14 protein-coding genes are annotated in these 13685 nt (G+C 62.5%); 13 read left to right on the top strand and 1 reads right to left on the bottom strand.

The window, feature by feature from the left end:
• Nucleotides 1-84 precede the first annotated feature (84 nt).
• The 13 genes from hypB (at nucleotide 85) to Thiosp_RS00300 (ending at nucleotide 13238) form a co-directional block, all read left to right on the top strand.
• Nucleotides 85-966, top strand: coding sequence for a hydrogenase nickel incorporation protein HypB (gene hypB / locus Thiosp_RS00360; RefSeq protein ID WP_201066402.1), 882 nt, complete (start codon nucleotides 85-87; stop codon nucleotides 964-966).
• Between the two features lie 205 nt (nucleotides 967-1171).
• Nucleotides 1172-1597 (top strand): DUF302 domain-containing protein, encoded by a 426-nt coding sequence (locus Thiosp_RS00355; protein ID WP_201066403.1) that lies wholly within the window; start codon nucleotides 1172-1174, stop codon nucleotides 1595-1597.
• Nucleotides 1598-1731: 134 nt separating this feature from the next.
• Nucleotides 1732-2499: an MlaA family lipoprotein gene (locus Thiosp_RS00350; RefSeq protein ID WP_201066404.1), complete on the top strand. Its 768-nt coding sequence runs from the start codon at nucleotides 1732-1734 to the stop codon at nucleotides 2497-2499.
• An 89-nt stretch (nucleotides 2500-2588) separates the two neighbouring features.
• A complete protein-coding gene (locus tag Thiosp_RS00345; protein ID WP_201066406.1) occupies nucleotides 2589-2906 on the top strand; it encodes an ATPase in 318 nt (105 codons plus the stop codon).
• A 49-nt stretch (nucleotides 2907-2955) separates the two neighbouring features.
• Nucleotides 2956-4035, top strand: a complete 1080-nt coding sequence (locus Thiosp_RS00340) for a V0D/AC39 family V-type ATPase subunit (protein ID WP_201066407.1) — start codon at nucleotides 2956-2958, stop codon at nucleotides 4033-4035.
• Between the two features lie 159 nt (nucleotides 4036-4194).
• Nucleotides 4195-6084, top strand: coding sequence for a V-type ATP synthase subunit I (locus Thiosp_RS00335; protein ID WP_201066646.1), 1890 nt, complete (start codon nucleotides 4195-4197; stop codon nucleotides 6082-6084).
• A 169-nt stretch (nucleotides 6085-6253) separates the two neighbouring features.
• Nucleotides 6254-6700 carry an ATP synthase subunit C gene (locus tag Thiosp_RS00330; protein WP_201066409.1) on the top strand — a complete coding sequence of 149 codons (447 nt, stop codon included), beginning with the start codon at nucleotides 6254-6256 and terminating at the stop codon, nucleotides 6698-6700.
• A gap of 93 nt (nucleotides 6701-6793) precedes the next feature.
• Nucleotides 6794-7135 carry a V-type ATP synthase subunit F gene (locus tag Thiosp_RS00325; RefSeq protein WP_201066411.1) on the top strand — a complete coding sequence of 114 codons (342 nt, stop codon included), beginning with the start codon at nucleotides 6794-6796 and terminating at the stop codon, nucleotides 7133-7135.
• A 68-nt stretch (nucleotides 7136-7203) separates the two neighbouring features.
• The gene (locus tag Thiosp_RS00320; protein ID WP_201066413.1) at nucleotides 7204-7845 is read left to right on the top strand and encodes a V-type ATP synthase subunit E; all 642 of its coding nucleotides are present in this window, start codon (nucleotides 7204-7206) and stop codon (nucleotides 7843-7845) included.
• A 4-nt stretch (nucleotides 7846-7849) separates the two neighbouring features.
• Nucleotides 7850-9664 carry a V-type ATP synthase subunit A gene (locus tag Thiosp_RS00315; protein ID WP_201066415.1) on the top strand — a complete coding sequence of 605 codons (1815 nt, stop codon included), beginning with the start codon at nucleotides 7850-7852 and terminating at the stop codon, nucleotides 9662-9664.
• On the top strand, nucleotides 9661-11040 hold the full coding sequence (locus Thiosp_RS00310) for a V-type ATP synthase subunit B (protein ID WP_201066417.1): 1380 nt from the start codon (nucleotides 9661-9663) through the stop codon (nucleotides 11038-11040). The genes Thiosp_RS00315 and Thiosp_RS00310 overlap by 4 nt, the downstream gene beginning before the upstream one ends.
• Before the next feature lie 16 nt (nucleotides 11041-11056).
• Nucleotides 11057-11677 carry a V-type ATP synthase subunit D gene (locus tag Thiosp_RS00305; RefSeq protein WP_201066419.1) on the top strand — a complete coding sequence of 207 codons (621 nt, stop codon included), beginning with the start codon at nucleotides 11057-11059 and terminating at the stop codon, nucleotides 11675-11677.
• Nucleotides 11678-11861: 184 nt separating this feature from the next.
• On the top strand, nucleotides 11862-13238 hold the full coding sequence (locus tag Thiosp_RS00300) for a hypothetical protein (RefSeq protein WP_201066421.1): 1377 nt from the start codon (nucleotides 11862-11864) through the stop codon (nucleotides 13236-13238).
• Between the two features lie 101 nt (nucleotides 13239-13339).
• Here Thiosp_RS00300 and Thiosp_RS00295 read toward each other — a convergent pair whose 3' ends face one another.
• Nucleotides 13340-13558, bottom strand: a complete 219-nt coding sequence (locus Thiosp_RS00295) for a hypothetical protein (RefSeq protein WP_201066423.1) — start codon at nucleotides 13556-13558, stop codon at nucleotides 13340-13342.
• Between the last annotated feature and the right edge of the window lie 127 nt (nucleotides 13559-13685).

Below are 13685 nucleotides of genomic sequence, written 5' to 3'. Positions count from 1 at the left end.
GCTGGGGTTGTCCATGCCGGTCGATCCAGCTAGTCTTGGTGGTGTTTACGCTCGGCTATTTATCGATCAGGGAGAATCTAAGCAATGTGCGATACCTGCGGTTGTAATGTCACGCCCGGCAACGCGCATCTGGTGACCGGCGACGGCCGCCATGCGCGCACCGCGGATGGTCAGGCCAGCGTCGAGGTGCTGAGCAATTTGCTTGGTGAGAACAATCATCAAGCCGCGCATAACCGCCAGCATTTTGCGGCGCATGGTGTGTTGGCGATCAATCTGATGTCCTCACCAGGAGCGGGTAAGACTAGCCTGCTTGAGGCCACGATCGATGCCCTGGCCGGGGAGACGCGCATCGCGGTCATTGAGGGCGATCTTGAGACCGAAAATGACGCCGAGCGCATTCGTGCCCGCGGCGTTCCGGCCATTCAGATCGCCACCGGCAGCGCCTGCCATCTTGATGCGCATCTTGTGCATGACGCGCTGCATCATCTCGATCTGGAGCAGATCGACCTGCTGTTCATTGAGAATGTCGGCAATCTGGTCTGCCCGGCCAGCTTCGATCTCGGCCAGCATCGTCATGTGGCATTGCTGTCGGTGCCGGAGGGCGATGACAAGCCGGCCAAATATCCGGTGATGTTCCGCACCGCCGACCTGGTCCTGCTGACCAAAACCGATCTGCTGCCGGTGCTGGAGGATTTCTCCCCGGATCGCGCGGAGACCTATCTGCGCCAGCTCGCCACCGAGGTGCCCTTTTTGCAGGTCGCGTCACGCGGCAAAGCGCCGGACATCGCGCCCTGGCTGGACTGGCTGCGCGCACAGCTGTCCGCAGCACGGGCCGACATGGAGCTCCAAGCGCAGCATGTTCCGCACGCTCACCACCATGATCACGGGCATGGCCACCAGCACACCCATCATCATGCGCACCATCATGGTCCTCATCATGCACATGGCCACTCTCACCATGATTGATACCATTTCTCTCTGTTCGGGTTCTCACTCGGGTTCTGGTTCGGGTTCCGGGTTTGCTTCCGGTTCCGCTACGGGTGTCGGTGCAGCTTCCAAAACCCAGCTCCCGCTGCTATCCCTGATCGGGCTGCGCTTTCGGGTTTTGGTCCGGCTACGAACCTGGTTCCCCGCCTGGCTGCTCCCGGTCTCACTGCTAGCGCTTTGCGCGATGCCGGTCGCGGCAGCGGAGGGCGGCTCGGCCGCGGTCTATGAGAGTGACAGCAGTTTTGACGACGTGATGGACGGACTGCGCCTCGCCATCGAAGAGCGCGGACTGTTCATCAACAACATCATGCACATGAGCGAGATGCTCGAGCGCACCGGGGCCGATCTTGGTGCTGATCGCCCGCTCTTCGGGCAAGCGCATTCGGTAGAGTTCTGCAGTGCGGTTCTGTCGCGACGCATGATTGCCGAAGACCCGTCGCGCGTGGTCAACTGCCCGTTCATCATTGCGGTCTACACCCTGCCGGATGAGCCGGACAAGACCTTTGTTGCACACCGCCGCTTCGGTGCCGACGAGGTATCAGGCAGCGAGGTGATGGGCGAGGTGGCGGCCATGCTCAAGAACATTTCCGAACAGGCTGTGAGCTGGTGACCTGCCACTCAAGCCGGCGCGAGCACCGCATTGGGTGATCTCCTTGGCGCGAGCCCACGCTGTGCTAACATGGCGAACGCATAATGCTCGCCGCGACACCCCCGGTCGCGCGCGATGGACCCGGGAGTAAGGGCATGAGGCAATCCAAATTCCAACTGACCTGGGCAAGGCTGAGCCTGCTGCCCGGCCTCCTCTTGATTGTATCGATCACCATCGGCTGCGCGTCCGTGCCAGAGGAGTACCGCGACCCGCGCGACCCCTGGCAGCCCTACAATCGGGCCATGTTCAAGTTCAACACCGACTTCGACAACGCCTTTATCAAGCCCACGGCCCAGGCATACCAACTGATCATGCCGGAGCCGGTGAACCGCAGCGTCACCAACTTCTTCGACAATGTTGCCGATGCGACCTCAGCAGTGAACAACCTGCTGCAGTTCAAGCTCTCACGCACCGGCAGCGATGTCGGGCGGGTGCTGGTGAACACCACCGTCGGCGTACTCGGGCTCTTCGATGTGGCCACCAACATGGGCATCCCGAGCTACAAGGAGGATTTCGGTCAAACGCTCGGCTACTGGGGCTTTGCCAACGGCCCTTACTTCATCATGCCCATCATCGGCCCCAGCACGGTGCGCGACACCTTCGGCTTTGCCGGCGATGTGGTCATCGACCCCTTCTTCAGCGTCAACAAAGAAGAAATTTACTGGGGCTTTGTCGGATTACGGGTCATCGACAAACGTGCCGGCTTGCTGACCGCGAGCGAGATATTCGATCAAGCGGCGATCGATCGCTACAGCTTCGTGCGTGATGCTTACCTGCAGCAACGCGCCAACGAGGTGAAGGATGGCGATCCGAGCGATGACGCGATCGACCAGGATATTTGGGATCTTGGTGTCGTTGAGTGATGACCTGCCGCGGCGCACATCTGGTTCTCGCCAATTTTCGCGGCTTCGCGTAGGCTAGTGTTGCTGAACCCACTGAGAGCGACAACGCAATGGATGACACCCTAAAACGCCTGCTTGACGCCGAGGTCCGCGCCGAGCAGATCGCCCAGGATGCCGAGCGCGAGCAGGAGCGTGTGATCCAGCAGGCCATGCAGGACGCGCGCGCCACCGAGGAACGCTTCCGCGCGTCCATTCCTGAGCTGCACCGGGGCCAAATCGACAAGGCTGACGAGCGCGCCGAGCAGACGATTGCTGAGCTGCACCGCCGCTACGACGAGCGCCACATTCAGCTGCGCGACATGGCCGAGCAGCGCGAGGCCGAGGCGCTGGATGCTGCATTCGCGCTGCTGACCGACACCCGGCTCTAGCCGCCCAGAAATTGGATCACCCGCTGTTGGATCACCCGCTGGGAGCATCATGAGCGCTGCCGCGCACGCTTACCTCAATACCCGAGTCTCGGTCATGAGCACCCGACTGCTCACTCCCGAGCGGGCCAACAATCTGCTTGGGCTTGAACTGCCGGAGCTGACCGAGCGCCTGGAGTTGCAAGCGGTGATCGAGGACCAGCTCTCCGCGCATGCCAAGGTGCGCGCGCTCGAGCAGGCACTGATCCAGACCCTGCTTGCCGACGTCTCTGTGCTGATCCGCCCGATGAACCCGGCCGAACGCGCCCTGGTGCTGAGTTGGGCGCGGCGTTATGCGTTGTTCAACCTCAAGACATTGATCCGCGGCAAGCTCTATGACCTTGACCCCGAGGCCATTCGCCGCGATCTCTACGACCTGCCGCCTGGATTGCGCTTGCGCCGCGATGAGCTGTTCCGCACCGAGAACGTGCTGGAGCTGTTGCGCGTGCTCGAGCAAGGCCCCTTCAGCCTTTTGGCCCGCCAGGCGCGCGAGGTCTATGAGCAAAAGCGCGAGCCCTTCGCGCTTGAGGCCGCGATCGACCAGCAGTACTACAGCGACCTGGCGCGCCAGACCATGCGCTTTCAGGGCGACAGCCTGCAGCCGCTACGACGGCTGATCGGCGCGCTACTCGACCGCGTGGATCTTTTGTGGATGCTGCGCTTTCGCTTTGCCTATAGCTTCTCCCCGAGCGAGACCTTCTATCAGCTGGTGCCCTCGCCGCGTCTGCTCCATCGCGAACGCCTGCTCGATCTGGTCAACCGCGAGAATCTGCGCCAGCTGCTTGATGCGCTGCCCGAGCCGCTGGCAACGCGCATGGCTGACGCAGAGGATCTGATTGAGGTCCAGCGCCGCGTTGTTGCTCATCAGGCCGAGGAGACGCGCCATATCCTGACCCAGAGCGCCTCCGGCGTAGCGCGCGCCCTGGCCTACCTGATGCTGCGTGAAATGGACCTCATGTTACTCTTCGCGCTGCTGCAAGGCGGGCTACTCGGATTGCCGCGGGATGTCATCAAAAGCGCGGTCGACCCCCATGCCTTCGGCGCCGCGGCCAATGCCGCGACCGGCAGTAGCCCCCTGGCGGCAGCCGCGTGAGCGCCCATCCCAGTCATTAACCCTATGATCAAGTCCCAATCCATCACCCGCGCCGCCCGCACATCTGCGACCCAGCTGCGCACGGGGCTGTCCTGGCTGTGGCAACTCATCAAAGGCCGGGTCGAGGATGACACCCGCCCGCGCCTGCTGCCACTGCCGATGAAGCATGTGCGCCTGATGCTGATGACGGAAGATCTGCCGCGCGCCTCGCTGGCACTGGCGCAGACCGAGCAGTTCCATCCCGACAGCCGCCCGCCCGAGGAGCAGGCGCTGGCCAACCTGCCTGGGCGCGACTACCGCGAAACCTTTGCCCAGGCGCGCTCGCGCCTGGACAAGATCGCCCGCGTGGTGGAGCTTAACGAAAACCCGGCGCTTGAGAACCTGCGCGTCATCGACCATGACGAGCTCGAGGCACTCAACCAAAAGCTCGGCGCGCTGTGGGAAGAGGCGTCGCATTTCGAAGAATCCTTCCGCGGCATCGATGAGCAGGAGCGGGTGCTGCGCGAGCAGGAAGCCGCGCTCGCCAACTTCGCCAACCTCCAGGTCGATCTCGGCGCGCTCAAGCGCAAGACGCGCTTTCTCGATTTCTACATCGGCCTGGTCCCGCGGGTGAATGTGAGCCGGCTCGAAGGCTCGGTCGCCCTGGCCGGGCACCTGCTGCTCAATTACATGCAGCGCGACAACCACGCCCATGTGATCATCATCGGCCCCAGCGGCGAGCGCGAGAACCAGCTGGGCTCGGTGCTGGGCTCGGCTGGCTTTCAGGCGCTGCCAATTCCGGAGGGCATCACCGACAAGGCCCCGGAGGAGTTGGAGGCCGACTTCCGTACCCGCCACCTCAGCCTGGAGGAGCAGCGAGCCAAGCTGCAACAAGAACTGGCCGACTGGCGCACCGCCCATCGCACGCCGTTGCTGGACGCGCAGCGGGCACTGCTGCTGGCCGAGCCCCTGGTGACACTCGATCCGTCCATCCATGGGGTGAAAAGTCTCGCGGTGCTATGCGGCTGGGTACCGGCGCGCGCGCTTGAGGCGCTGCGCGATGGCCTGCAACATCATCTGCAACTGCCCTTTGCCCTCGAGGAGCGCAACCCGACCGCCAAGGAGCGCCCGCTGGTGCCAACGGTGCCGACCCACAACCGCGTGCTCGCGCCCTTCTCGACCCTGGTCAAACAATACGGCGTGCCGCAGTACGGTGAGATCGACCCCACGCCACTGTTTGCGCTGACCTTCCTGCTGATGTTCGGCATGATGTTCGGCGATGTCGGCCATGGCGCAGTGATCGCGCTGGCTGCCTACCTGGCGCGCGACAAGCTCAAAAACTTCGCCGCATTCGGCATCGCGGCCGGCGTGTCCTCAATGCTGTTCGGCTTTGTTTTCGGCAGCATCTTCGGCGTCGAGCACTGGCTGCCGGCGCTGTGGATGGCGCCGCTTGAGGACCCGATCGTCATGCTTGAGGTCGCGCTAGTCTGGGGTATTGTGTTCATCATCGCCGCCTGTTCGCTCGGCATTTACAACCGTTTCGCGGTCGGCAACCTTGAGGGCGCGCTACTCGCACCACATGGGCTGGTCAATTTATTGTTCTACCTCGGCTTTCTGGCCGGCGGCTGGAATCTCGCGACCGCCGGCGGCTTCGGTCTCTGGCCCGGGCTGATCGTGCTCGGCTCGCTCGCGACCCTGGCGGTGCACCAATGGCGGCATCTCAGCGGTCCGACCGGCGAGAAGATCCTGGTCGTCGCCATCGAGACGCTCGACACCGTCATCGTCTATCTGTCCAATACCCTCTCGTTCCTGCGTGTCTCGGCCTTCAGCCTCAACCATGCCGCGCTGGCGATTGCCATCTTCACGCTGGCTGACATGCTCGGCACCTTTGGTACCATACTCACGTTAATTCTCGGCAACCTGTTCATCCTGGTGCTCGAAGGCGGCATTGTGATGATTCAGGTGATGCGTTTGCAGTATTACGAAGGCTTCTCGCGCTACTTCTCTGGCGATGGCCATGAGTTCGCGCCCCTGCGGCTGAGGCTCGGCGGAACTCCGGGAAAGTCATAATGCAAGACCGCATTGGCGCGGAGGCGCGGACGGGAACAGGTACAATCTCCCCAGCGGCGACCGGCTAGCCGACGTGCGTAATGGGGCCTGATGGTTCCTTACCTGATGGTTCCTTCTTAGCTTCTGCTTTGTTTTTACTTTTTCTCTCTATCCTACAGGAGTCGTCCTCATGTATTGGCTCGTTGTTCTCATGTCGCTTGCCATCTTCTCGTTGGTGGCCAGCGGTTTGTATCTGGAATTCCGACCGGCACAGGCGGCTCGCATGCGCACATGGTTCAAGCCGGCGCTGAGCACCCAACTGTTAAGCTTCTTCGGCGCCCTGATCGGCATTCTGGTACTGGGTATCGGGGACGCCATGGCGGAGACGGCAGGGGCTACCACCGCCGCGGTTGAGATTTCCACCGGCATGGGTCTGGCTATTCTCGGTGTCGGCATCCCGACCGGCCTGTCCACCATTGGCGCGGGAATCGCCGTCGGCCCGATTGGCGCCGCCTCCCTGGCCGCGGTGATGGAGCGCCCGGAAGCACTCGGGCGCAGCCTGATCTTTCTCGGCCTGGCCGAGGGTATTGCCATCTATGGTCTGGTCATGAGTATCCTGTTGCTGAACCGCATCTGATACTGCCAACCAGCAAAGGCGTTCGCGACCGCGATCATCAGCCGCTCTGCCCCTCAGCGCCCAAGAGCCATCAGCACCCGGAACCATGCGCCCATGAGCGAAGCTCCATCGGTCAGTCCACAAACCCAGATGCTGTTTCTCGGCGAGCAAGCGCTGGCCGATGGTTTTCGGCTGATCGGATTCGAGACCCATCCCGATCCCTCTCCGGACGAGGTCGATCAGCGCCTGCGCGCGCTTCAACGCGAGCGCGCCCGGGCATTTGTGATCGTCGATGAGGACCTGATGCAGGCGGAGATTCCGGCTCTGCGTCAGGTCCGCCGCGAGGGCGGGCGGATCGTGGTCATTGCGGTGCCGCGGCTGCAAGCCGACCCGCGGCTGCAAAGCGATGTCGCTGAGCGCTTGAGCGCGATGTTTGGCAGCTCCCAGCTTCATTAGCCTTCATTTGACTCAGCACGCATGACTCAGTCCGCACAACCAGGCCCCCGACTCATACAGGCTCGACCGTGACCCAAGCACAAGATCTGGAACAGGCCATTCTCGCCCGGGCCGAGCGCCTGGCGCAGGAATACCACAACCGCGGTCAACGCAGCCGCGATACCATTCTGCGCGAAGCCGCCGATAAGCTGCGGCTGCGCGAGGAGCGCGAGGACAGCATCGCCAAGGCGCTTGGTGAGCGCAGCTTCCGCCAGCGGGTGCAGGCGCAGGAGCTCAAAATGCAGAGCGACCTCGACCGCACGCGCTGGAACCTGGTGCGCAACGTGGAGGCTCAGCTGAACGAGCGCATGCTCGCGCATGCCGAGGACAGCAACGCCTGCCTGACGACTCTCAGCGGCTTCATCGCCGCGGCAGCCGAGACCATCGAGAAAAGCGAGTTGCGGGTGCATGCCAATGCCCGCGACCACAAGCTGCTGGAGTCCAACTGGGAGCAAATTACCGCCGCCGCCCCTGCCGGCACCCGGCTGGAGCTGGCGAACGATCCGATCGACACGCTGTTTGGCGTGCTGGTGGTCAGCGCCGACGGGCGCATTCGGGTCGACAACACCTTCGAGGGCCGCCTCGCCCGGCTCGGCTCCCGCATTCAGCAGACCATTCTCGAGCGCCTGCTCCCGAGCGGCTTCGATACCGGCAACATCTTCGGTGGCTGATACCATGACTGACACCCAACGCACCGGCACGGTGCGCGAAATCAACGGCCCCATTGTCACCATCGACCTGCCGGGCGTGCGCAGCGGCGAGCAGGTCAAGATCGGCGAGCTGGGCCTGATCGGCGAGGTCATTTCCTTAAGTGGCCAGCAAGCCGTGGTGCAGACTTACGAAAGCACCGATGGCGTGCGCCCCGGCGAGCCAGCCACTGGCCTTGGCTGGCCGCTGTCGGCGGAGCTGGGGCCCGGGCTGCTCGGCGGCATCTTCGACGGCGTGCAGCGCCCGCTTGAGAAGATCGCGCTGGAATCTGGCGACTACATCCGCCGCGGCCTGGCGCTGCCGGCGCTAGATCGCGCGAAACTTTGGGAGTTCGAGCCCAACACCACTCTGGAGCTTGGCAGCCAGATCGGCCCCGGCACCGTGCTCGGCACGGTCCAGGAAACCGAGACCATCACCCACAAGATACTGGTGCCACCCGGCATTCACGGCGAGCTGACCGAGCTGGCCCCGGCAGGCGCCTATGACATCGAATCCACGGTTGCGCAGGTGCGCGGGTCCGGGGTCGGGCCAGGCCAGCCCGGACGCAGCCATCGCCTGAGCCTCTATCACCGCTGGCCAGTGCGCCGCCCGCGCCCCTACAGCAAACGCGACGATGGCATCTCCCCGCTGATCACCGGTCAACGCGTCATCGACAGCTTCTTCCCGCAGCTTAAAGGTGGCAAGGGTGCGGTGCCCGGGCCCTTCGGCGCCGGCAAGACGGTGGTGCAGCAGCAGGTGGCGCGCTGGTCGAATGCCGACATCGTGGTTTATGTCGGCTGCGGCGAGCGCGGCAATGAGCTGGTCGATGTGCTCGAAACCTTCCCTCAGCTTGAGGACCCCTACACCGGTCGCAAGCTGATGGAAAAGACCCTGCTGGTCGCCAACACCTCCAACATGCCGGTGGTGGCGCGCGAGGCGTCCATCTACATCGGCCTGACCATGGCCGAGTACTATCGTGACATGGGCTATGACGTGGTCATGCTCGCCGACTCCACCAGCCGCTGGGCCGAGGCGCTGCGCGAAGTGTCCGGGCGCCTGGGGCAGATGCCGGTTGAGGAAGGCTACCCGGCCTATCTGGCCTCGCGCCTGGCGGCGGTGTATGAGCGCGCCGGACGGGTCGAGACCTATGACGCCGGCTCCGGGTCGGTCACGCTGATCGGCGCCGTCTCGCCGCCGGGCGGCGACTTCTCCGAGCCGGTCACCAGCCATACCAAGGACATCATCGAAACCTTCTGGGCATTGTCAAAGGAACTGGCCGACGCGCGCCACTATCCGAGCATCGATTGGGTGACCAGCTTCTCGGCCCATGTGCATACCGCCGCCGAGTGGTGGCACAAAGAAGTCGATCCAGCCTGGGAACAGCGCCGCGCGCAAGCATTGGGGTTATTGGCCCGCGATGCCGAGCTCTCGCGCATCGTCAACCTGGTCGGCCCCGAGGCCTTGTCCGACACCCAGCGCTGGGAGCTCGAAGGCGCCTCCCTGGTGAAGGAAGGCGTCCTGCAGCAGAGTGCGCTCGATGAGATTGATACCTTCTGCTCACCACAAAAGCAATTTGCCCTGCTTGATCTGGTGCTGTCGATTTATGACAAGGGCGCTGACTTGATCGCGCTCGGCGTTCCGGTCAGTGAGTTGCAGAACATGCCACAACTGGCCAAGGTGCGCCGCTGCAAATCCATGTACAACAGCGACCAGGTCGATAGCATTCGCGCCCTTGGGCGTGAGGCCGAGCAGGCGTTTGAAACCATCCGACTGGAATACGCCAAACAGGCGGAACACTCATGAGTATCAAGGAATACCGCACTGCCAGCCAAGCGAGCGGCGGCCTGATCGTTGTGCGCGAGACCCCTGGGATTGCCTTTGGTGATCGTGTGCGCATCACCGACGAGCGCGGCGAGACGCGCGACGGCCAGGTGATTCGCGCGGCGGATGACGAAGTGTTGATTCTGGTGTTCGAGGGCACCGATGATCTGGACCTGTCTGGCATCTGGGTGCGCTTTCTCGACCAGCCGGTGGAGATCGCCCTGTCGCCGGAGCTGCTCGGGCGCGAGTTTAACGGCCTAGGCGAGCCGCGCGACGGGCGCCCGCCAGTGCTGTCGAACCTGCGCCGCGCGGTCGGTGGCTCGGCCATCAACCCGGCAGCGCGCACCTATCCACGTGAATTCATCCAGACCGGCATTTCCACCATCGACGGGCTGAACTCCCTGGTGCGCGGTCAGAAGCTGCCGATCTTCTCCGGCTCTGGCCTGCCGCATAACCGGCTCGCTGCCCAGATCGTGCGCCAGGCCAAGCTGAAGGATCAGGACTCCAGCTTCTCAATCGTCTTTGCGGCCATGGGCGTGTCCTATGCCGATGCCAAGTTCTTTCGCGACGAATTCGCCAGCTCCGGCGTGCTGCGCAATGTGGTGATGTTCGTCAACCTCGCCGATGATCCACCGGTTGAGCGCCTGACCCTGCCGCGCACCGCGCTGACCGCGGCTGAGTATCTGGCCTACGAACTCGACCGCCATGTGCTGGTGGTGATGACCGACATGACCTACTACGCCGAGGCACTGCGCGAGGTCGCAACCGCCAAGGGCGACGTACCGGCACGTAAAGGCTATCCGGGTTATCTGTATTCCGACCTGGCCGAGATCTACGAGCGCTGCGGGCGTATCCATAACCGCCACGGCTCCATCACCATGGTGCCTGTGGTGTCCATGCCCTCGGATGACATCACCCACCCGATCCCTGACCTGACCGGCTACATCACCGAGGGCCAGATCGTGCTCTCGCGCGAGTTGCACAACCAGGGCGTCTATCCACCGGTGCATATTTCGCCGAGCCTGTCGCGCCTGATGAAAGACGGCATCGGCAAGGACGACACCCGCGAGGATCACCCGCATGTCGCCGCCCAGCTCTATGCCCTCTATGCCCGGGCGCTGGAGACGCGCAACCTGGCCTCCATTATCGGTGCCGATGAGCTGTCCGAACGCGACCGGCGCTATTTGAAATTCGCCGATGACTTCGACAAGCAATTCGTCGGTCAGGGTGAATCCGAAGACCGTTCGATCGAGGCCACGCTCAACCTGGCCTGGGAGCTGATGAGCAAATTCCCGCGCGACATGCTCACGCGTATGTCCGAGACCGAGGTCGCCAAGTACTACCAGGGCTCAGCCTGAGCTTAGTTGTCAATCAATGGCTCAACAAATCCTCAGGGTTCCGCCGACCAAAAATACGCTGCTGTCGCTCAAGAAGCAGACGAAATTTCTGGAAGACGGCCATGACCTGCTCGAGCGCAAGCGCGAGCTGCTGACCCGCCTGGTCTATGAGCGCATCGGTGAGTATCGCCAATTGCGCGAACAGGCGGAGGCCAAGCTCAAGGAGGCCTATCGTTCGCTCGGTATCACCCACCTGCGCATGGGCAACCGCGCCATGCATCAGGCTGCGCTCGGTGCCAGCCCGGCATTAGACATTAATATCCTGCCGCGGCGCAGCCTGGGGGTGGAGTACCCCTCGGTGCATGCCGAGCCCCTGCCGCCGAAGCCGGCCGGCTTGCTCGGCACGGATGCCAGCTTCGACGCCACTTGCCGCCAACTCGCCGAGGCTGCTGCGGTGCTAGCCAATCTGGCCGAAGTAGAAATCGCGCTTTATCGCCTGATGGAAGAGCAGCGAAAAGCACAAAAGCGGGTTAACGCACTTAAGTACAACATCATTCCACTGTACCGGCGCACCTTGCATTTCATTCAATCCACTCTTGAAGAAGAAGAACGCAACACACTGTTTCAGGTGAAGATTTTACGCGAAAATGCGAATTAGATCAGCGCTGACCAGTTGCATACAAGCAACAAGGCGTAGTAGTTTGGTCAATCTCGTTGCACTTCTGCGACGATAATGGCCCACCATCAACACTCCTTGTTTGCTTATGACTTCTTCCCTACATCCTCCTGTCCCTTCGGCATCTCGCCGCTCCGGGCAGCGTCTGGCATTGGTCAGTGCCGGCATGGCGCTGCTGCTTTTTACCACTGGCGCCCTCGCCAGTGCGTCCACCGCCGACCTCGAACGCCGGGTTGCCGAACTACAGCGGCAGCTCGCCGAGGCCGAACAAGCCCTTCAGGCCGCGCAGACCGAGGCCGAAACCGCCAATGCCAAGGCCGCTGCGGCCGAAGCCAAACTCACCACCATCAGCGAGCCTGCACCCAAGCAGAAAATCACTCTGGGTCCAGTGACCATTGGCGGCGCCATCCGCGCCAACTACATCCTTGGTAGCTATCCCGGTGGCGGCGATGGGCCGTCGCGCGGCGGCAATGGGGGAAATTTCGCGCTCGATACCTTCCGCCTTAACATGGACCTGAAATACAACCAGCTGGTCGGCAAGTTCGAATACCGCTGGTACGACGGCTACAACTTCCTTCACACCGGTTGGTTGGGCTGGGACTTCGACGACGGCAGCCAGCTCCAGGTTGGCGTCAATCGCGTGCCCTTTGGCCCGGGCGCCTACGGCGTCTCACAGAGCTGGTTCTTCGATCAGCACTACTATGTTGGCCTGTCCGATGACATGGACTTAGGCATCAAGTACAGCACCAGCATCGATAACTGGGATCTGGACTTCGCCTACTACGCGCGCAGCGAGTGGAACGGCAATGGCACCAGTCAGGACAGCGCGCGCTATAGCTACGACATCGTGACCTGGGACTCGGGCATCGCTGCCAACGGCGACGTCATCGCCGCCGCCACCAATGGTTATACAGAGCGCAACCAGTTCAACATCCGCGCCATCTATGGCATTGAGGGCGCGGTCGATACCCACGTCGGCGTCTCGCTCCAATACGGCCAGCTCAAGGGCCGCCGTGCCGACGACGGCCACCACTGGGCGGTCTCGGCGCACATGACCAACGCCTGGGACAACTGGCTGCTGGCCACCCAGATCACCCGCTATAAGATCAGCATCGATGACAATAATCTGCTCGGTACCGACCAACTCGTCCCCATGGGCGCCTATAACTTCGCCTGGCCGGCGGCGACCGACGCCTGGATTCCGGCAGTCTCACTGAGCTACAAGCACACCACGGGCAACATCCCCTGGCTCGACTCTGTGCGCCCTTACATCGAATACAGCAGCATCGTGAAGGAAGACAACGCCTTCAACGACAGCCAACTGGTTACTCTGGGTGCCGCCTGGGCGAGCGGCGGCTGGTACATCTACACCGATTTGGCCTTCTCCGACGGCAATTACTTCGTCGGTAACGAGACGAAGGACGGCACCGCCGAAGGCTTCAGCAATATCTATTCACCCACGCTTGGCGCGGGCGACTTTGGTGCTGACGCCAACAACGACTGGAACTATCGCTTCAACATCAACTTCGGCTACTACTTCTAAGCCGCTGCAAGTCGATCTGGCCGCCAGGGAGCGGCGGCCTGAGGCGCATCGTCCCGACCACCCCTGAGAATAAAATCCGTGTGATCACGGTCAGGGTCGGCTCACTCGGAGGAGCGCTGCTTGTCTTGCTCGTCCTGCTCGGCCGACTGCCGCAAAAAGGTCGCGATCAGGATAAAGGGCACGAACAGCAACAAAAGCCCACCGAGGGCCTGGACGATAAGATTGAGGAAGGCCACCGGCGGAACCAATGTTTTGCCGATGACCATCATGATGACGCCGGCGGCCATGAAGACGCTACCGACCACGACGGCGTCTTGCATGCTCTTGCAGCCTATGCGGTGTTTGGGCACTGTGGAAACCTCTCTGCTGCGTTGGCGCTGCACCAACTGGCGCCTTATACAAGACGATAGCAGATTCGGCCCAGCGACGGGATCAGGGCTTTAGCGC

Origin of the sequence: Thiorhodovibrio litoralis (genome assembly GCF_033954455.1) — a bacterium.
Taxonomy (GTDB): Bacteria; Pseudomonadota; Gammaproteobacteria; order Chromatiales; family Chromatiaceae; genus Thiorhodovibrio; species Thiorhodovibrio litoralis.
Note: the sequence above shows the minus strand (reverse complement) of the source record. Positions and strands in the feature narration are given on the sequence as shown.